The 19785-nt window shown below is 65.7% G+C and carries 16 protein-coding genes; 10 read left to right on the forward strand and 6 right to left on the reverse strand.

The window, feature by feature from the left end; genetic code table 11:
- A complete protein-coding gene (locus U4960_RS04695; protein WP_324262420.1) occupies window positions 1-1269 on the reverse strand; it encodes an acetyl-CoA C-acetyltransferase in 1269 nt (422 codons plus the stop codon).
- 102 nt (window positions 1270-1371) lie between these two features.
- On the opposite strand from U4960_RS04695, the gene U4960_RS04700 reads away from it, so the two are divergent.
- From U4960_RS04700 to U4960_RS04710, 3 genes are read left to right on the forward strand one after another with little or no spacing between them, the layout of a single operon-like run.
- On the forward strand, window positions 1372-2145 hold the full coding sequence (locus tag U4960_RS04700; protein ID WP_324262421.1) for a crotonase/enoyl-CoA hydratase family protein: 774 nt from the start codon (window positions 1372-1374) through the stop codon (window positions 2143-2145).
- 3 nt (window positions 2146-2148) lie between these two features.
- On the forward strand, window positions 2149-3297 hold the full coding sequence (locus U4960_RS04705; RefSeq protein ID WP_324262422.1) for a CaiB/BaiF CoA transferase family protein: 1149 nt from the start codon (window positions 2149-2151) through the stop codon (window positions 3295-3297).
- 15 nt (window positions 3298-3312) lie between these two features.
- A complete protein-coding gene (locus U4960_RS04710; protein WP_324262423.1) occupies window positions 3313-4455 on the forward strand; it encodes an acyl-CoA dehydrogenase family protein in 1143 nt (380 codons plus the stop codon).
- A gap of 257 nt (window positions 4456-4712) precedes the next feature.
- Here U4960_RS04710 and U4960_RS04715 read toward each other — a convergent pair whose 3' ends face one another.
- Window positions 4713-5294, reverse strand: coding sequence for a hypothetical protein (locus U4960_RS04715; RefSeq protein WP_324262424.1), 582 nt, complete (start codon window positions 5292-5294; stop codon window positions 4713-4715).
- Window positions 5295-5494: 200 nt separating this feature from the next.
- On the opposite strand from U4960_RS04715, the gene U4960_RS04720 reads away from it, so the two are divergent.
- On the forward strand, window positions 5495-5797 hold the full coding sequence (locus tag U4960_RS04720; RefSeq protein WP_324262425.1) for a GIY-YIG nuclease family protein: 303 nt from the start codon (window positions 5495-5497) through the stop codon (window positions 5795-5797).
- Window positions 5798-5939: 142 nt separating this feature from the next.
- Here the strand turns inward: U4960_RS04720 and U4960_RS04725 are convergent, their stop codons facing one another.
- Window positions 5940-6815, reverse strand: a complete 876-nt coding sequence (locus U4960_RS04725; protein WP_324262426.1) for an alpha/beta hydrolase — start codon at window positions 6813-6815, stop codon at window positions 5940-5942.
- A 98-nt stretch (window positions 6816-6913) separates the two neighbouring features.
- Between U4960_RS04725 and U4960_RS04730 the strand changes: the two genes are divergently transcribed.
- Window positions 6914-8077 carry an acyl-CoA dehydrogenase family protein gene (locus U4960_RS04730; protein WP_324262427.1) on the forward strand — a complete coding sequence of 388 codons (1164 nt, stop codon included), beginning with the start codon at window positions 6914-6916 and terminating at the stop codon, window positions 8075-8077.
- 130 nt (window positions 8078-8207) lie between these two features.
- On the opposite strand, the gene U4960_RS04735 is transcribed toward U4960_RS04730, so the two are convergent.
- The 3 genes from U4960_RS04735 to U4960_RS04745 are packed head-to-tail and all read right to left on the reverse strand — an operon-like array spanning window position 8208 to window position 13310.
- Window positions 8208-10271, reverse strand: a complete 2064-nt coding sequence (locus U4960_RS04735; RefSeq protein WP_324262428.1) for a glycoside hydrolase family 97 protein — start codon at window positions 10269-10271, stop codon at window positions 8208-8210.
- Window position 10272: 1 nt separating this feature from the next.
- Window positions 10273-11652 (reverse strand): alpha-amylase family glycosyl hydrolase, encoded by a 1380-nt coding sequence (locus U4960_RS04740; protein WP_324262429.1) that lies wholly within the window; start codon window positions 11650-11652, stop codon window positions 10273-10275.
- Entirely contained in the window at window positions 11649-13310 is a 1662-nt protein-coding gene (locus U4960_RS04745; RefSeq protein WP_324262430.1) for an MFS transporter, read from the reverse strand. Before U4960_RS04745 ends, U4960_RS04740 begins: the two co-directional genes overlap by 4 nt.
- 38 nt (window positions 13311-13348) lie before the next feature.
- On the opposite strand from U4960_RS04745, the gene U4960_RS04750 reads away from it, so the two are divergent.
- From U4960_RS04750 to U4960_RS04770, 5 genes are read left to right on the forward strand one after another with little or no spacing between them, the layout of a single operon-like run.
- A complete protein-coding gene (locus U4960_RS04750; RefSeq protein ID WP_324262431.1) occupies window positions 13349-13567 on the forward strand; it encodes a hypothetical protein in 219 nt (72 codons plus the stop codon).
- Complete coding sequence (locus U4960_RS04755; protein ID WP_324262432.1) at window positions 13564-15447, forward strand: alpha-amylase family glycosyl hydrolase; 1884 nt, start codon at window positions 13564-13566, stop codon at window positions 15445-15447. Before U4960_RS04750 ends, U4960_RS04755 begins: the two co-directional genes overlap by 4 nt.
- Complete coding sequence (locus U4960_RS04760; RefSeq protein ID WP_324262433.1) at window positions 15444-17108, forward strand: alpha-glucosidase family protein; 1665 nt, start codon at window positions 15444-15446, stop codon at window positions 17106-17108. The genes U4960_RS04755 and U4960_RS04760 overlap by 4 nt, the downstream gene beginning before the upstream one ends.
- Window positions 17108-18136: a LacI family DNA-binding transcriptional regulator gene (locus tag U4960_RS04765; RefSeq protein ID WP_324262434.1), complete on the forward strand. Its 1029-nt coding sequence runs from the start codon at window positions 17108-17110 to the stop codon at window positions 18134-18136. The genes U4960_RS04760 and U4960_RS04765 overlap by 1 nt, the downstream gene beginning before the upstream one ends.
- A 4-nt stretch (window positions 18137-18140) precedes the next feature.
- Window positions 18141-19664, forward strand: coding sequence for a tryptophan halogenase family protein (locus U4960_RS04770; protein WP_324262435.1), 1524 nt, complete (start codon window positions 18141-18143; stop codon window positions 19662-19664).
- Window positions 19665-19785: the final 121 nt, after the last annotated feature.

Consider the following 19785-nt stretch of genomic DNA (forward strand, 5'->3'; position numbering starts at 1 on the left):
TCAGTCGACGAAGTCGTCGATCCGCTCGACCACGATCGCCGGGGCCATGCCGCCTGCGGCGCACATGGTGACGAGGCCGTAACGCCCGCCGCGGCGCTCCAGTTCGTCGATCACGGTGCCGATCAGGATCGATCCCGTGGCGCCGATCGGATGGCCCAGTGCAATCGAGCCGCCGTTGACGTTGACCTTGTCCCAGTCGAGCCCGAGATCGCGCACGAACTTGGCGGCGACCACGGCGAAGGCTTCGTTGATTTCGTAGAGGTCGATATCGTCGGAGGTCAGCCCCGCCTTCTCCAGCACCTTCTTCGCCGCCGGGACCGGCGCGTTGAGCATCAGCGTGGGGTCATCGCCCATGTTGGCGGTGGCGACGATCCGGGCGCGCGGCTTGAGGCCATGCTTGCGGGCATAGTCGGCGCTGGCGACCAGCACGGCAGCGGCACCATCGACCACGCCCGAGCTGTTGCCCGCATGGTGGAAGTGCTGGATCTCCAGGTCCGGGTACTTCTGGTTGATCAGCTTGCGGAAGGTGGTGCCGTTGGCATCGATCGGCACGTCGGCGATCTTGGTGAAGGCCGGCTCGAGCTGGCCGAGGCCTTCGAGGGTCGTCTCGGGGCGGGGGTATTCCTCGCGGTCGAGCACCACATTGCCTGCGTCATCCACCACCGGCACGACCGACTTGGCAAAGCGGCCTTCCCTGATTGCTTCGGCGGCGCGCTGCTGGCTGCGGTAGCCGACTTCGTCGAGGTCGGCCCGGGTGAAACCTTCCATGCTGGCAATGGCATCGCCGCAGATGCCCTGGTGGCTCTGCGGGTGAACCTTCTGCAGCCGCTCGTTGTAGCTGCCCATCATCGGCGGCTTGAGGCCGGCCTGCATCTTCTCCTTGGCCATCTGCGCGGTCAGGCTCATCATCTCGGTGCCGCCTGCAACCACGCAATCGGCCATGCCGCTCATCACCTGCGCTGCGGCCAGGTTGACCGAAGTGATCCCGCCGCCGCAGAACCGGTCCAGCGTCATGCCGCTGCTGGTCACATCGTATCCTGCGTCGAGCGAGGCCATCCGGCCCATGTCGCCCGCCTGCAAGCCGTCCTGGGTGGAGACTGACCAGATCACGTCATCGACGGTCTTGGTATCGAGGTTGTTGCGGTCCTTGATGGCCTTGAGCACGGTGGCGGCGAGGTGCTGGGGATGCTGCGCTGCCAGCGCACCCTTGCCCTGCTTGCCGATCCCGCGCGGGGTCCGCACTGCGTCGATGATGTAAGCTTCGGCCATATCCAATTCCTCTCGCCTGTCGAAAATGCAGTTGACGTGTCCGTAAACCTTGGCCAGCAACACGGCAAGAACTCAGTTGCAATCAAAAATGGGAGTGAGGCAATGTCGGAAGAGCTGCTGACCGAAGTGCGGGCCACGGATTTTGGGGGCGTCCTGATCATCACGATCAACCGGCCCGAGGCCAAGAACGCGATGAACAAGGCAGCCGCCGAAGGCATTGCTGCTGCGCTGGACCGGCTCGACTCCGAAGACGATCTCCGGGTCGCCATCATCACCGGTGCGGGCGGCACGTTCTGTTCCGGCATGGACCTCAAGGGCTTCCTGCGCGGCGAATCGCCCAGCATCCCCGGCCGCGGGTTCGGCGGCCTGGTCGAGGCACCTCCGAAGAAGCCGCTGATCGCAGCGGTGGAAGGCTATGCCCTGGCCGGCGGGCTCGAACTGATGATCGCCTGCGACATGGTGGTGGCGCACAGCGGGGCCAAGTTCGGCATTCCCGAAGCCAAGCGCGGCCTTGCCGCAGGGGCCGGCGGGCTGATGCTGCTGCCTGACCTGATCCCGCACAAGGTGGCGATGGAACTGGCGCTGACCGGAGACTTCATCGATGCCGCCCGCGCGCACCAGCTCGGCCTGGTCAACCGCGTGACCGATGGCGCGGCGCTCGATGCCGCGCTGGAGCTGGCGGCGTCCATCAGTGCCAACGGCCCGCTGGCGGTCCGCGTCTCGAAGCAGATCATCGAGGAATCGCGCGGCTGGGCCCGCAGTGAACGGTGGCAGGAGCAGGCCAAGCTGCTGCCGCAGGTGTTCATGAGCGCCGATGCGCGCGAAGGCGCAGCGGCCTTTGCCGAGAAGCGCAAGCCCAACTGGACGGGCAAGTAAGGCATGTCGGGGCCTCTCAGCGGCATCCGCATCGTCGAGTTTGCCGGGATCGGTCCGGGCCCGTTCTGCGGGATGATGCTGGCCGACCACGGTGCGGAAGTGATCCGGATCGACCGGGCCAGCGGCTCGCGCGGCGGCTCGCAGCCGGTCACCTCGAAGGACGTGCTGGCGCGCGGGCGCAAGTCGGTCGCGATCAACCTCAAGACCGCCGAAGGCGTGGCACTGGCGCGCAAGCTGGCCGCCAGTGCCGACGGGGTGATCGAAGGCTTCCGCCCCGGCGTGATGGAGCGGCTCGGGCTTGGTCCGGAGGAATTGCTCAAGGACAACCCCAAGCTGGTCTATGGCCGGATGACGGGCTGGGGCCAGACCGGGCCTTATGCCCCCTATGCCGGGCATGACATCAACTACATCGCGCTGGCCGGCGCGCTGGCGCATTTCGGCCGTGCGGGCGGCAAGCCGACCCCGCCGATCAACATGGTGGGCGATTTCGGCGGCGGCGGGATGATGCTCGCCTTCGGGATGGTCAACGCCTTGCTCAACGTCGCGCGCGGCGGGGAGGGGCAGGTGATCGACTGCGCCATGACCGATGGCACCGCCGTGCTGATGAGCATGATGCACGGGATGAAGAATGTCGGCGTGTGGTCGGAGGAGCTGGGCGTCAACCTGCTCGATACCGGGGCGCATTTCTACGACACTTACGAAACGGCGGACGGCAAGTTCGTCTCCATCGGCAGCATCGAGCCGCAGTTCTACGCCGAGCTGCGCCGCCTTGCGGGGCTGGAGGAAGACAACGCGTTCGATGCCCAGCATGATCGAAGCCAGTGGGGCGCATTGAAGGACAAGCTGACCGCGCTGTTCAAATCGAAGACCCGCGCCGAGTGGGACGCGCTGATGGAGCATACCGACGTGTGCTACGCCCCGGTGCTGACCATGAGCGAGGCTGCGGCGCACCCGCACAATGTCGCCCGCGGCACCTTCATCGAGGTGGCAGGCGATCTCCAGCCCGCGCCTGCGCCCCGCTATTCCGCCACGCAGACCGCCGTGCCCGCAGCGGCGCCGATGCCCGGCAACGATACCGACGCGATTCTCGCCGCGCTCGGCCTTTCTGACGATGACCGCACCGCCCTGCGCGATGCCGGAACGATAGCCTGACAGGAGCCTAGGCCCATGCTCGATCTCTCCCGCCGCTTTGCCTACACCGAGGAACACAACATGTTCCGCGACACCGTGCGCAAGGTGTTCGCCCAGCATCTCGAACCCTTCCTCGACGAGCACGAGAAGAACGGTATCGTCCCGCGCGAGGTGTGGAAGGCGGTCGGCGAGGCGGGCCTGCTGTGCCCGACGGTGAAGGAAGAGAACGGCGGCCTCGGGCTCGACTTCGGCTATTGCGCGGTGGTGGGCGAGGAAATGGCCTACCTTGGCAGCGCCGCCGGCTTCACCCTGCAGAGCGACATCACCGCTAACTACTTCGAGCGGCTCGGTACTGCCGAGCAGCGCGCGAAGTATCTGCCCGGCATGGTCACTGGCGACATTATCACCGCCATCGCCATGACCGAGCCGGGTGCCGGCAGCGACCTGCAGGGCATCCGCACCACCGCGCGCGAGGATGGCGGCGACTACGTGATCAACGGCTCCAAGACCTATATCACCAACGGCCAGAACGCCGACGTGGTGATCGTGGTCGCCAAGACCGACCCGGCGGCAGGCGCCAAGGGTACCACCCTGCTGCTGGTCGAGGACGGCACCCCCGGCTTCGTCAAGGGCCGCAACCTCGACAAGATCGGCCAGCACGCCGCCGACACCAGCGAGCTGTTCTTCGAGGACGTGCGCGTGCCCAAGGAAAATGTGCTCGGCGGGGTCGGGCGCGGGTTTGTCCACCTGATGGAGGAACTGCCGCAGGAACGGCTCGGCATCGCGGTCGGCGGGCAGGCAGCGGCCCAGCGCGCGTTCGACGAAGCGGTCAAGTTCACCAAGGACCGCAAGGCGTTCGGGCGCACCGTGTTCGAGTTCCAGAACACCAAGTTCACTCTGGCTGATCTTGCCGCCGAGCTGCAGGTCGGCTGGGCGCACCTGGACTGGGCGCTGCTGCGCCATCTGAAGGGCGAGCTGACCACCACCGAGGCGAGCGCGGCCAAGCTGTGGCACACCGAGCTGCAGTGGAAGGCAGTCGATGTCGCACTCCAGCTCCACGGCGGGGCCGGCTACATGAACGAATACGCCATCGCCCGGCTGTGGCGCGATGCCCGCGTGACCCGCATCTTCGGCGGCACCAACGAGATCATGAAGGAAGTGATCAGCCGGGGGATTTGAGGGGGCAGGGTAACGCCCCCACCGTCGTCATTGCGAGCGACCAAAGGTCGCGCGGCAATCCAGAGCCTGGCGCACTGCGCTCTGGATTGCCACGGCGACTGCGTCACCTCGCAATGACGGGGGAGGGGGAAGCGCGCTTGACACCTGCTTGACGAAGTTGACACCGTGTCAAGCTGGTCGTTCCCTATCAAACATCTGAATTAAAACGAAATAGAGGCAATCCGGCGGACTTTGGGCGACAGGCTGCCCCCCGCCCCCTAGGCCTCGTAAGTCCCGCCATAGAAGGCGTCCATCTCGTCATCGTAGCCGTCGAGCCAGTCCTGTGGGCCGCGCTCGACCCGCTCGATCAGGTTGGGCAGGTCATCGGCATCGAACGCGCCCGCCGGGTCGTAATCATCGCGCGGCGGGCGGACGAACTGGCGGCGCGTGGCCAGCAGCGCCAGGGTCAGCCGCTCGTCATAGCGGCGCGACACGCCGACCAGCTCGCCGTTGTAGTAATGCGGCACCTCGACCCCGTGCAGCGCGCGGCCCAGCGCGGCCTCGGCCAGTGCGTCGAACCGGGTGTGGAACGCCGCCTCCCACGCCTTGGCAAAGGGCTTGCCGTGCAGCCGCGCGCGCAGCTGGTAGGCCGACTGGCGGCTCATCCCCACCGCCCGCGCGGCCGCGGCGACATTGTGGCTCGCCGCCAGCTCGCGCAGGAACGCGGCTTGACGCGCGGGGGTCCAGCCGTCGTGGCGCGGCGCCGCCGGGGCAGTTGGCAGGGTTGCGGAGGCGACCGGTGCGGCAGCAGGCTCGCTGGCGGCGTGGTCAAACGAACGGGGATCGGGATATGTGCTCATCGACGAGGATAAGCCAGATTTCGCGCGTGTAGGAAAATGGTTTTCGTCCCACCCACCCCGTCATTGCGAGCGGCAAAGCCGCGCGGCAATCCAGAGCGTTCCGCGCCGGACTCTGGATTGCCGCGTCGCTTCGCTCCTCGCAATGACGGCGGTTGAGGTCAGGCTTGCCTACCGGCAGCCCGGTTGACATTCATGCGTATATGCCACGCGACATCCAGCCCGCCGTCTACATCATGGCGAACGAGCGTAACGGAACGATTTACGTCGGTGTCACCTCCAACTTGCCGCAACGCGCGTGGCAGCATCGCGAGGGCGTGGCGGATGGTTTCTCCAAACGCTACGGCTGCAAGCTGCTGGTGTGGTATGAACTCTGCGGAACGATGGAGCACGCGATCCTGCGCGAAAAGCAGATCAAGGCCGGGCCACGGGCGAAGAAACTGGCGCTGATCGAAGCCGCCAATCCGCAGTGGCGGGATTTGTACGGCGAGATCAGCGCGCCTTAGATATTGCCCCGTCATTGCGAGCGGCGAAGCCGCGCGGCAATCCAGAGCCCGGCGCACTACGCTCTGGATTGCCACGGCGACTGCGTCGCCTCGCAATGACGGGGGACGGGCTAGCGTTACCGGTAATGGAGGCTCACTATCCTCACCCGATAAACCCGCGTACCTCGCTCACGAAATCCTCGAACCGGTCGTGGTGGACCCAGTGGCCGGCGCGGTCGTAGGCGCTGACCTGCACGTTGTCGCCGAAGTGCGCGATCCGCCCGTCCTTTTCCGGATTGCTGGCCCAGCTGTCGTTGCCGTAGATCATCAGGGTGGGGCAGGTGACGCGGGCCCAGAGTTCCTCGACCTGTTCCAGCGACAGGTCGTCGCCCGGCCAGGCGTGGAGGTGGGGGTCGAACTTCCAGCTCCAGGTGCCGTCCTCGTTGCGGATCGCGCCGTGGCGGCTCAGGTGCTCGGCCTGGGCCCGGCTCAGGTAGCTGTTGGCCTCGTGCATCCGGTCAACCGCGTCGGTGAAGGTGGCATAGCGCTTGGGCAGGCGGCCGGAGGCTTCGCGCTTCCGGTCGATCCACTGGCGGCGGTGCTCGTACCACGGGGTTTTCGCCATTTCCGCCTGCACCTTGGGGCTGGGGCCAAGCCCTTCGATCGCCACCAGCTTGCGCACGTTTTCCGGATAGAGCCCGGCGTAGCGCATGGAGATATTCCCGCCCAATGAGTGGGCGACGATGGTGACGGGGGCGAGTTCCAGCTGGTGGATCAGCTGGGCCAGGTCATAGACATAGCCGGTCATCGGGTAATAGCCGGTGTTGGTCCACTCGCTGTCCCCGTGGCCGCGCAGGTCGGGGCAGATTACGTGCCAGTCATGCCGCAGCTCTTCGGCCACCCAGTCCCAGCTGCGGCAATGGTCGCGCCCGCCGTGCTGCAGGATCAGCGGCGGCGCGCCTTCGTTGCCCCAGTCGGCATAGTGCAGCCGGGTGCGCTGGCTGATGAATGTCTGCGAGGTGGGGCCGATCAATTCCATCAGGCGGGTTCCCTTGACGTAAGCGGAAATTTGCGTTGCGGATCGCTACCGATGCGATACGGTAGGACGCAACCGAAAACGAGAGAGGAAATGTATTCATGTCGGTGCTGAACGTTGCCCAACCCGCCTTCATGGAAGAGGAGGAGATTGCGATCTTCGCCGATGCCGTCGGCAAGTTCTACCAGCAGCACGCCCCGGAAAAGCGCGTGCTCAAGTGGCGCGAGGACGGCCAGGTGGAGCGCGATTTCTGGCGCGAGGCAGGCGCGGCCGGCCTGCTCGGCGTGTCGGTGCCGGCCGAATACGGCGGCCACGGCGGCGATTTCCGGCATGACCTGGTGGTGATCGACCAGCAGGGCAAGCACAACGTGGAAGGCTTTGCCGCCTCGCTCCACAACACGGTGATCCTGCCCTACCTGGTGCGCCACGGCACCGAAGAGCAGAAGAAGAAGTACCTGCCCAAGCTGGTCACCGGCGAACTGGTCAGCGCGATCGCGATGACCGAGCCGGGCGTCGGCTCCGACCTGCAGAGCATCACCACCACCGCGCTGAAGGATGGCAACGGCTACCGCATCAACGGGGCCAAGACCTATATCTCCAACGGGCAGACCGCAGACTTCATCGTGATCGTCGCCAAGACCGATCCCAATGAGCGGGCCAAGGGCATCTCGCTGATGCTGCTGGAAACCGAAGGCGCGGAAGGGTTCAAGCGCGGCAAGAAGCTCGACAAGATCGGGCTCGACGCGGCTGACACCAGCGAACTGTTCTTCGACGACGTGTTCGTTCCGGCCGAGAACGTGCTCGGCGGGGTCGAGGGCAAGGGCTTCTACCAGCTGATGGGCGAGCTGCCGCAGGAACGGCTGATCATCGCAGTCGGTGCCATCAACGGGATCGAGAAGGCGCTCGAAACGACGATGGATTTCGTCAAGAACCGCAAGGCCTTCGGGCAGACGATCTGGGATTTCCAGAACACCCAGTTCGTGATGGCCGACCTCAAGGCGCGCAGCACGGCGGCGCGGGTGTTCGTCAACGATTGCATCGCCAAGCACCTGGAAGGCAAGCTCGACGTCGCGACTGCCTGCATGGCCAAGTACTGGGTCACCGAGCTGCAGGGCGAAGTGGTCGACAAGTGCCTGCAGTTCCATGGCGGCGCGGGTTTCATCAACGATTACCCGATCGCCCGGATGTACCGCGACAGCCGCATCACCCGCATCTTCGGCGGCTCCAACGAAGTGATGAAGATGGTGATCGCGCGCGGGATGTGAGCATGCGACCCTGATTCGTCATTGCGAGCGGCGCAGCCGCGCGGCAATCCAGAGCGTCGCGTGCTGGACTCTGGATTGCCACGTCGCCTGCGGCTCCTCGCAATGACGTAATCAGTGCGTCGCCGGCGCCCTAATTCCCCGCCACCAGCCGCACTGCGAAGCCGCCGCCGGGGGCCATCGGCAGGTCCAGCACGTCGCCCTTGCGGACCTTGCGCTGTTCGATCGCGATGTCGAACTTGGTCGGCCCGACATAGTGCGCGTTGGGCCCATCGCGGTAGATCTGCGCAGTGTAGGTCTTGCCCGGATCGAGGAAGTCGAGCTTGACCGACGTGGTCCGGCCGGTCTCGTCGGTGCCGCCGCCCAGATACCAGTCAGCGCTGTTGCGGTCTTTGCGCGCGATCACGACGTATTCGCCGACCGCCGCCTCAAGCACGCGCGAATCCTCCCAGTCGGCTGGCACATCCTTGATGAACTGGAACGCGGCCCTGTGCTGCTCGTAATGCTCCGGCAGGTCAGCGGCCATCTGGATGGGTGAATAGATCAGCACGTATTCCGCCAGGGCGCGCGCCTGCGTCATCTGCAGCGGTTGGCCGCTGCCCTCCAGGCTGAGCACGCCCGGGGTATAATCCATCGGGCCGGACAGCATGCGGGTGAACACCAGTGTCGGCACATGGCTGGGCCCGTTGGGCGGCGCTCCCCAGGCGTTGAATTCCATGCCCCGCGCGCCTTCGCGGCTGACCCAGTTGGGGTAGGTGCGCCGCAGTCCGGTGTCCTTGACCGGTTCGTGCGGGTTGATCGCAATCTTCCGCTTCGCCGCCTCGGTCACGACCCGCAGGTGATGGCGCTGGGTTATCTGGCTTTCCTGGTGCTCGCGGCTTTCGCTGCCGTCGGCATGGCGGAAGCGCAGGTTGTGCGCGTCAGTGACATAGCCGGTCTTGATCGTCTTGACGCCGCGCGCGGCCATCAGGTCGAGCGCGGCCTCCAGCTGCGCCTCGTAGTTGCCGATATCGCCCGAGGTTTCGTGGTGGCCGACGATCGGCACGCCCTTCTTCGCGGCGTAGCGGGCCAGTTCCTCGAAGTCGTAATCGGGATAGGCCTGGGTGAAGCTGAACAGTTCCCCGTTGAAGAACCAGTCGCCATCCCAGCCCACATTCCAGCCTTCGACGAGCACACCCTCGAAGCCGTGCCTGGCGGCGAAATCGATGTATTTCTTGACGTTGGCGGTGGTGGCGCCGTGCTTGGGGCCGCTTTCCCAGCTCTCCTTGCCCAGATGCATACCCCACCACACGCCGACATACTTGTGCGGCTTGAACCAGCTGACATCGCCCAGCTTGTTGGGCTCGTTGAGGTTGAGGTCGATGTCGCTCATGGCAAGGCCCGCGGCATCGGGGCTGATCCGGATCGTGCGCCACGGCGTGACAAACGGCGTGTCGCGCACCGCGCGCGCGGCGCTGCTGCCGCTCGGCGCGAGCGTGGCGCGGAAATGCGTGCCCCGCACGCGCTTGACGAACATGCCCGCAAAATCGACCAGCGCCGCTTCGTGCAGCGCGACGTGCGTGCCGTCCTCGAAGCGGAAGGTCAGCGGGGTCAGCGCGGTGCCGACGCCGGAGACAGCGGTGTTCTCGTACAGGTATTCGTAGCGGTTCCACTCGCCCGCAGGTATCCACCAGGCCTTGCCGTCTGACGCAAAGTTGAACTCGGTCAACTCGTCGGCAATGCGCACGGCCGCATCCGGTTCGGGCGCCATGCTGGCGTCGTCGAACAGATAGCGGAACCCGATCCCATCGTTGAACACGCGGAATACCACGCCGAATTTGCGCTTGCGCGCGCTGTCTTCCTCGAACCGCACGGTCAGTGCGTTGTGATGGTCGCGCACGAAGCGGCGCTCGCCCCACGGCTGCTCCCAGGTGCTGTCATGGCTGGCGCGGGCGGCGGAGACGATCTTCAGCCGCCGCTCCAGCTTGTCCTGATCGGCCATCAGGAAGCCCAAGCGGCTTTCCGTCATCAGCGGCTTGCCCGCCACTTCGATGCGGTAGAACGGGCGGTTCTCACCATTGGTGTCGACCGTGACCACGATCCGCCCATCGGGCGAGGTGACGGTTTCGGCGGCCTGCGCGGACACCAGGGGCGCAAGCAACAGGACGGCGGCAAGGATCAGGCGCCGGAGCAGGGAGGGGAGGGCCATTGTGGTCATGTCAGTTTTCCTCGGCAAAGATGCGGAAACCCCAGGCGGGCAGGGCAAGGGTGGTTTCGGGGGTGAAGGCCATGGGTTCGCCGGTCAGCGCATCGCGGTAGGTGCCGTGATGGCGGGCGCGGGTGAATGCCACAACGCGCGGGGCGGCAGACAGGTTGAACACGGCGAACACCCGCTCACCGGCAGCGCCGCGGGTGAAACTGAGCACCTGTTCATGCGCATCGCTCGGCACTTCGACCATGGCCGCGCCATGTTCGCCGTTCCACAGCGCGCGCTGCCTGGTCTTGAGCGCAACCAGCTTGCGGAAAAGCTCGGCGTGCCGGCCCTCCTGCCACACGATCTCGTCTTTCTCGAAGAATGCCAGCTTGCGATCGAGGTCCGCTTCCTGTCCGTTGTGGATCAGCGGCATCCCGCTGCCCACGAAGGACAGCGCGATCGCCGCCGCGTAGGCCGGGCCGTAGATTTCCTCCGCCACACCGTCCCAGGCGTTCTGGTCATGATTGTCAGTATAGACCATGCGATAGGCGGCGCGCGGCCAGGTGTTGGCCTGCTCGGCATAGTAACCCCGCATCGCTGCGGCTCCGCCCTCGCGCACCGTGCGCTGCATCGCGTTCTTCCAGCTCCAGGCGTAGCTGGCGTCGAAGGCGCGCTGGTGCAGGTCACGCTGTTCCCATTCGGCAAGCATGAAGACAGGCTTTACCTGCTCCATCTCAGCCCGCACGGTTTCCCAGAAATCGAGCGGCACGAAACCTGCCACGTCGGCGCGGTATCCGTCGATGCCGAATTCCCGCACCCAGTACACCAGGCTTTCCGTCATGTACTGGCGCAGGGCCGGCACGGTGTAGTCCAGCGTGACGACATCGCTCCAGTCCGTCCCCAGTGGCGGCATCATCGCACCTTCGGGGGTCCGGGCGTACCATTCGGGATTGCTCTGCGTCAGCGGATTGTCCCAGGCGGTGTGGTTTGCGACCCAGTCAAGGATCACCTTCATCCCCAGCCGGTGGGCCTCGTCGACGAAAGCCCGCAGGTCTGCCTCGGTTCCGAGGTCCGGGTTGACGGCGCGGTAATCCCGCACCGAATAGGGGCTGCCGAGTCCGCCCTTGCGGTTGACCTGGCCGATGGGGTGGACCGGCATCAGCCAGACAATGTCCACCCCCATGTCGGCCAGACGGGGCAGGTGCTTGCGCGCTGCCGAGAAGGTTCCTTCGGCGGTAAACTGGCGGGTGTTGATCTGGTAGATCACCGCATCATGGGTCCACTCTGCGTGCTCGAACCGGACGTAGGGCGCGGGCGCATAGGGCTCACTGCCCTGAGCGAAGGCCGGTCCGGGTGCGAGCAGCAGGGCTGCCAGACCTGTGATCACGAATTTGCCGTTGGTCATGCGACTGCTCCGGGAGGCGGGATCGGCTGCGCTGTCGCGGTCCCGTCCTCCACCAGCAGCGTGGCCGCTGCCGCGATGGCGAACGAGATCGCAGCGATCAGCAGGGCATAGATCGGCGCACCGTCGAAAAAGGCAGTGAGCAGGAAGCCCAGCAGCGTCGCCGCGACCAGCTGCGGCACCACGATGAAGATGTTGAAGATGCCCATGTAGATGCCCATTTTCGCCGCCGGGACAGAGCCGGCCAGGATGGCATAGGGCATCGACACGATCGAGGCCCAGGCCATGCCCACCCCGACCATCGGCAGCCACAGCAGCGCCGGGTCGCGGATCAGCAGCATCCCGGCAAATCCGGCCGCGCCGATGGCCAGGTTCAGGCTGTGCAGGCGGCGCCGGTCGATCCGGGTGGCCAGCCAGATGAAGCCGAGCGCGGCGGCAGCGGCGATACCGTTGCGGACCGAGCCGAGCAGGCTCCACCAGTCGGCCGCGTCCTGGTATCCCCGCGTGGCCGGGTCGGGCGCGGCGAAGTGGTATTCGGCCACGGCGGGCGTGCCGTAGATCCACATCGCGAACATCGCGAACCAGCTGAAGAACTGGACCACAGCCAGCTGGCGCATCGTTTTCGGCATGGCGAACAGGTCGTTGACCACTTCCATGAAGCCGCCCACGTCTTTGGCCGGGTCGCGCGCTTCCTTCCGCAGGTATCCGGCGAGCAGCTGGATCAGGCCGAACATGCCGATCAGGCCGGCCAGCACATAAAGCTCCTGCGCGATCTCGACCGAGCCGAGGAATGCCAGCGCCGCGGGGCGGGGGTCCTGCCGCGCGGTCAGCACGAACAGGGCGACCACGGCCGCCACCGCCAGCCAGACCAGGCCGCCGCGGGCGAACTGCCCTGCGCTGCGCTGCACGGTGCGGGCATCTTCGCCGAGGCCCAGATGCGCGCGCCGGGCGGCATCGAATGCTGCGAGCTGCTGGGGGCTGTATTCCTTCGTCCGGAACACGGTCCAGGCGACGGCGGCGAACAGGGCGGCGCCGCCGATGTAGAACGCCCAGCGGACCGTTTCAGGGATTTCGCCAGCGGGTGCGACATTGCTCAGGCCCAGCCAGTTGGTCATCATCCACGGCAGGGCCCCGGCAATCACCGCGCCGACCCCGATGAAGAAGCTCTGCAGGGCATAGCCGGTGGTGCGCTGCTGGTCCGGCAGGTTGTCGCCCACGAACGCGCGGAACGGCTCCATCGTGATGTTGAGCGAGGCGTCCATGATCCACAGCATCCCTGCCGCCACCCACAGCGTGGGCGAATTGGGCATGACGAACAGCGCCAGGCTGGCCAGGATCGCGCCGATCAGGAAAAACGGCCGCCGCCGCCCGAACCCGCTCCCGAAGCGGACCCAGGTCTTGTCGGACAGGTGGCCAATCAGCGGCTGCACCAGCAGCCCGGTCATCGGGGCGGCGATCCACAGGATCGCGAGTTCGCCCACCTCGGCCCCGAGTGTCTGGAAAATGCGGCTGACATTGCCGTTCTGCAGGTCAAAGCCGATCTGGATGCCGAGGAAGCCGAAGCTCATGTTCCAGATCTGGCTGGCGTTCATCGCCGGTTTCTGCATGACGACACATTCCTCCCCGTATCGCCCCGCCGTCCGCCATGGCGGCAAGGTCATGGAGAGGTCCGGCAGAGCCCGTCGTAACTGCGGGCAGAATGCGCCAGCCTCTCCACGCCGCAATCTGGCGCACCTGCAAAAATTTGCAAGAAATTATCCGTTCTGCTGTGGGCAAAGGCCGGAATTTCGGCGTGAAGTCACGCAACAGCTTGTCATATATGGATAAATTTCCGTGCGTGACGGCGATTGCAGTTGAAACAAAAAATTGTAAAACTGGCGTGCCGCTGGCATATTCCGGTGGGGGAGCGACAGCATGACCAGATACCTTACCCTGATTCTTGCAGTGCCGGGGATTCTCGCGCTTGCCTGCCCGGCGGCCGCAGCGGCATCCGCGCCTGCTGGCGGGGTGGCCGTGCAGGACCGCCTGCCCGAAGACGAAGTGATCTATTTCGTCCTGCCTGACCGGTTCGAAAACGGCGATCCGGCCAACGATCGCGGCGGGATAAAAGGCGGCCGGCTCGACCACGGATTCGATCCCGCGCACAAGGGGTTCTACCATGGCGGCGACCTGAAGGGCCTGATCAACCGCCTCGATTACATCCAGGGCATGGGCGTGACCGCCATCTGGCTCACTCCGATTTTCCGGAACAAGGCGGTGCAGGGGCCGACGGGCCGCGAATCGTCAGGCTACCACGGCTACTGGATCACCGATTTCCTCGACGTGGACCCGCATCTCGGCACGCGGGCGGATTTCAAGGCCCTGGTCGATGCGGCGCACGCCCGCGGGATGAAAGTCTACATGGACATCATCACCAACCACACCGCCGACGTGATCAAGTATGCCGAATGTCATGGGCCACAGGCTGCGGTCGACTGGAACGAGACCGGCAATTGCCCTTATCGTCCGGTGGGGGACTACCCCTGGACCACCCGCGGCGGTCTGGACGGGGCGGCGATCAACTCCGGCTTCCTCGGCACCGAAGCGCGCCACCAGACGGCAGAGAATTTCGCGCGGCTGACCAGCCCGGACTGGGCCTACAACCCCTTCGTTCCGGCGGCAGACAAGGCGGTCAAGAACCCGGTCTGGCTCAACGATCCGATCTATTACAACAATCGCGGCGACAGTGTGTGGGAAGGCGAAAGCCGGATCACGGGTGATTTTGCCGGGCTGGACGATCTCAACACCGCCCATCCGCGCGTGGTCCAGGGCTTCATCGACATCTACAAGCAGTGGATCACCGATTTCCGGGTGGACGGGTTCCGGATTGATACCGCCAAGCACGTCGACATGGAGTTCTGGCAGTCATTCGCCCCTGCAATCCTCGACCATGCCCGCGCCGAGGGAATCGGACACTTCCATATGTTCGGCGAAGTGTACGAGTTCGAACCGGCGCAATTGGCCAAGTTCACCACCCAGGGCAAGCTGCCGACCGTGCTCGATTTCGCCTTCCAGGGCCGGGTCCGCGAGATGGTGGCCGAAGGCAAGCCGGCCACGCGAGTCAGTTACATGTTCGAGGCTGACGCCGTCTATGCAAACGGCTTTGCGACTGCCCGGCAGCTGCCCACGTTCCTCGGCAACCACGACATGGGTCGCTTTGCCATGTTCGTGAAACAGGCCAATCCGGACATATCCGACGCCGAACTGACCAGCCGGATCATCCTGGGCCACGCGATGATGATGTTCGCGCGCGGCGTGCCAACGGTCTATTACGGCGACGAACAGGGGTTCGTCTCGGATAGCGGTGACCAGGGTGCGCGCGAAAGCATGTTCCCCACGCGCACAGCCGAATACCTCGACAATGATCTCGCCGGGACCGACGCCACCCACGCGCAAGGCAACTTCAATCCGGATCATCCGATCTACCGGGCGATTGCCGCAATGGCGGCGATCCGTCACGCAGAGCCGGCCCTGCGGCGCGGGGAGCAGCTTGTCCGCCATGCGCAGATCGACGCTGCAAACGGGGGCAGCGTGCTCGTGATCTCGCGCATGGCCCCTGACAATTCGGGCGAAATCGTGATTGCCTTCAACGCCGGGAACGATGACAGCACAGTCGCCTTTCCGGTCGATGGCCGCGCTGCCGGCTGGGTCTCGCTTGCCGGAGCCTGCCCCTCGGCCGCACCGGCTGCCGGCGCTTACCAGCTGACCATTCCTGCGACGGGGTATCTCGTCTGCAAGTCGGAGATCCCCCGTCCGTGAATGCCCAACCGTCTGAACAGAAATCCGTTGTGCCCGCTGCCGAGCCCGAATGGTGGCGCGGTGCGGTGTTCTACCACATTTACCCGCGCAGCTTCCGCGACACCAATGGCGACGGCATCGGCGACCTCAACGGGATCGTCGAGGGGCTGGACTATATCGCGGCTCTGGGCGTCGACGCGATCTGGATCTCGCCCTTTTTCACCTCGCCGATGGACGATTTCGGCTATGACGTGGCCGACTACTGCGGAATCGATCCCAGTTTCGGCACCTTTGCCGATTTTGACCGGATCATCGAGAAGGCCCACGGCCTTGGCCTGAAGGTGATCATCGACCAGGTCTATTCGCACACCTCGGACCAGCACGCCTGGTTCCGGGAAAGCCGGCAGGACCGGACCAATCCCAAGGCCGACTGGTATGTCTGGGCGGACGCCAAAGCGGACGGTTCGCCGCCGTCCAACTGGCAATCGGTGTTCGGTGGCTCGGCCTGGCAGTGGGATGGCCCGCGCAAGCAGTATTACCTGCACAATTTCCTCACCAGCCAGCCCGATCTCAACGTCCATAACCGGGCCGTGCAGGATGCACTGCTCGATGTGGCCCGGTTCTGGCTGGATCGCGGGGTGGACGGGTTCCGCCTCGACGCGCTGAACTTTGCCATGCACGACCCGCACTTGCGCGATAACCCGCCTTCCGGTCTGCCGATGGAACTGGTCACCCGCCCGTTCGACATGCAGCACAAGGTCTTCAACCAGTCGCATGACGATATCCCGCTGTTCCTGGAGCGGGTCCGCCGGACGCTGGACGAATATCCCGGGCGCTTCACTGTGGCCGAAGTCGGCGGGCCGGAACCGCTGGCCGAGATGAAGGCCTTCACCGCGGGCGGCAAGCGGCTCGATTCCGCCTACAACTTCGATTTCCTTTACGCCGAGCGGCTGACTGCATCGCTGGTGCGGGCATCGCTCCAGCACTGGGACGGCAGCGAAGGCGAAGGCTGGCCTTCCTGGGCCTTCTCCAACCACGATGCGCCGCGCGCGGTGACCCGGTGGAGCCAGGGGGTGGAGCCTGCCCGGATGGGCCGCCTCATGCTGTTGCTGCTGCTGGCGCTGCGCGGCAATGCCTTCCTCTATCAGGGCGAGGAACTGGGCCTGCCGCAAGGCACGGTGGCGTTCGAGGACCTGCAGGACCCCGAAGCGATTGCCAACTGGCCGCACACCCTGGGGCGGGACGGGGCGCGCACCCCGATGCCGTGGGTTGGCAGCGCCCCCCACGCCGGCTTCACCGGCGGCAATGCGGCCTGGCTCAAGCTCGATCCGGCCCATGCCGCGCTGGCGGTGGACCGGCAGTCGGGCGACGCTGCCTCGATGCTGGCCTATACCAGGCAGGTGCTGGCCCAGCGCCGCACTTTGCCTGCGCTGGCTGGCGGCGCAATCCGCCTGCTCGATGCGCCCGATGCCCTGGTCGCCTTTGTCCGGTCAGACCCCGGCGGTGACGTGCTGTGCGTTTTCAACCTTTCCGATCAACCGGTGGTCTGGTCACCGGGCAACAATTTCGGCAAGGCTGTGGTCGTCGCCGATCAGGGGGAAGTGGGATCCATGACTGACATTCCGGGAACGCTGGAACCTTACAGCGGCTTCTGGGCCGTGCTGGCCGACCGTCCGGCCTGATGGCTGAACCCGACCCGTCCCTGCCAAAGTCGGCGCGGCTGGAGGATATTGCCCGGGAAGCGGGCGTGTCGATCTCCACCGTCTCGCGCGCGCTCAATGACAGCCCGGCCGTGCGGCGGCGGACCAAGCAGGCGATCTGGAAGATTGCCCGCGAATACGATTACGAATTCCGCCTTTCCATGCCCAAGGGGCCGATCGGCGCCGAGGCGACCATCGCTGTGGTGGTGCCCGCCCCGCAGGCGCGCGAGACCCGGGTGGCCGACCCGTTCTTCCTCGAGCTGCTGGCCGGAATTGCCGAAGCCGCGCGCGAACGGACCGCCGACCTGCTGATCAGCCATATCGCCCCCACCAGCGCGGACGACCTCGACTATGCCATGACCACCAGCCGGGCCACGGGCGTGATCTTCATCGGCCAGAGCTCGCTCCACGATGCCTTCAATGCGCTGGCGACGCGTGACCACCGCTTCGTGGTCTGGGGTGCCGAGTTTCCCGATGCGCGCTATTGCGCGATCGGGTCCGACAACGTGGCCGGGGGCCGCCGCGCCACCGCTCACCTGGCGCGGCTGCAGCGGCAGAGCATCCTGTTCCTGGGCGATACCGAAGCGCCCGAGGCCGAGCAGCGCTATCGCGGCTACCGCCAGGCGCTGGAAAAGGCCGGGCTGCCGGTGCGGGACGAGCTGGTCATTCCTGCCCACTTCGATGTCCACTCGGCCGAGGCGGCGACCCGTTCGGCGCTCGATCGCGGGATTGTCTTTGACGGCGTGTTTGCCGCCAGTGACCTGATCGCCATCGGCGCGGTCCGCGCGCTGACCCGGGCCGGATTGCAGGTGCCCGGAGACGTCTCGGTAGTCGGATACGACAATATTCCGGCCTCGCGCCTGGTCACGCCGCGCCTGACCACGATTGACCAGGATGCCAACCTTGCCGGGCGGATGCTGGTGTCCAAGCTGATCGATACGCAAGGGGGCATTGCCACCTCGGACCGACTGGAAACCAGCCTGCTGATCCGCGAAAGCTGCGGCGGGTAGGGGCATGGCGGTGAACCAGCGCGTACCGATCGAACAGGTCCTGATTGTCGGTGGCGGCAGCGCGGGCTGGATGACAGCGGCGGCGCTGGCCCAAACGCTTGGGCCGGCATGCCGGATCACCCTGGTCGAGTCCGAGGAAATCGGCACGGTCGGCGTGGGCGAGGCCACCATCCCGCCGATCCGCCATTTCAACCAGCGGCTCGGGATCGACGAGGCCACTTTCGTGCGCGAGACCGGAGGCAGCTACAAGCTGGGGATCGAGTTCGTCGACTGGGGCAGGCTGGGGCACAGCTATTTCCACCCGTTCGGCCAGCACGGGGCCGAATTCGATACGGTTCCGTTCTACCATTACTGGATGCGCGAGCATCTGGCCGGGCGCATCGCCGGCCCGATCGACGATTTCTCCATGGGCTGGGCGATGGCGCGCGCGGGCAAGTTTGCCCATCCTTCGCCTGATAGGCGGATGATCCAGTCAACCTATGATTACGCCTATCACTTCGATGCCGTGCTCTATGCCCGGTTCCTGCGCGGTTATGCCGAGGCGCGGGGGGTCAAGCGGGTCGAGGGCAAGGTGGTGGATGTGGCGCTGGACGGGGCCAGCGGCGATATCCGCAGCGTCACGCTGGACGATGGCCGCGTGCTCGAGGCCGAGCTGTTCATCGACTGCTCCGGCTTTCGCGGGCTGCTGATCGAAGGGGCGCTGGAGGCCGGTTACGAGAACTGGCAGCACTGGCTGCCGTGCGACCGGGCGGTTGCCGCGCCGAGCCTGCGCCAGGCGGGTATTGCGCCCTATACCCGCTCCACCGCGCGCACGGCCGGGTGGCAGTGGCGCATCCCGCTGCAGCACCGCACCGGCAACGGCTATGTCCATTGCAACGCCTTCATTGGCGAGCAGGAGGCGCATGACACGCTGGTCGACTCGCTGGGGGATGAACTCGCGGGTGATCCGCGCCTGCTGCGCTTCGTTACCGGGCGGCGGCGCGCGTTCTGGCACCGTAACTGCGTCGCCATCGGGCTGTCGGCCGGCTTCATGGAGCCGCTGGAATCGACCAGCCTGCACCTGATCCAGTACGGCATCCTGCGCCTGCTGGCGCTGTTCCCGGACAAGGCCATGTCGCCCTTGCTGGCGCGCGAATACAATGCCCAGACGGCGGTGGAGTACGAACGGATCCGCGATTTCCTGATCCTGCACTACAAGGCGACCGAGCGCGACGATGCCGAGCTGTGGCGTTATTGTGCGGCGATGCCGGTGCCTGACAGCCTGCAATACAAGATCGACCACTTCCGCGAATTCGGCGTGCTGGTGGCGGACGAGCGCGAGCTGTTCAACAACCCGAGCTGGATCGCGGTCTATCTGGGGCAGGGGATCGTGCCGGAGCGCGCGCCCGCCATGGCCACCATGCGCAGCCACGTGCCGGTGGCGGAGCGGATGCAGTCCATCGCCGGCGCCATGCAGGACGCGGTGGCTGCGATGCCATCACACAGCCAGTTCATCGAACAGCATTGCAGGAGCGCGGCAGCGGCCTGAAACTCTGCGCGGCACTTCCACCACCCTTCCCTTGAGGGAAGGGTTGGGGCTGGGTGTGCGACGTCTGCAGTAATAGCCACCGCACAAAAAAGAGGCCCGCCGGTTTCCCGGCGAGCCCCCT

The sequence above is a fragment of the Altererythrobacter sp. H2 genome (assembly GCF_035319885.1).
Taxonomy (GTDB): Bacteria; Pseudomonadota; Alphaproteobacteria; order Sphingomonadales; family Sphingomonadaceae; genus 34-65-8.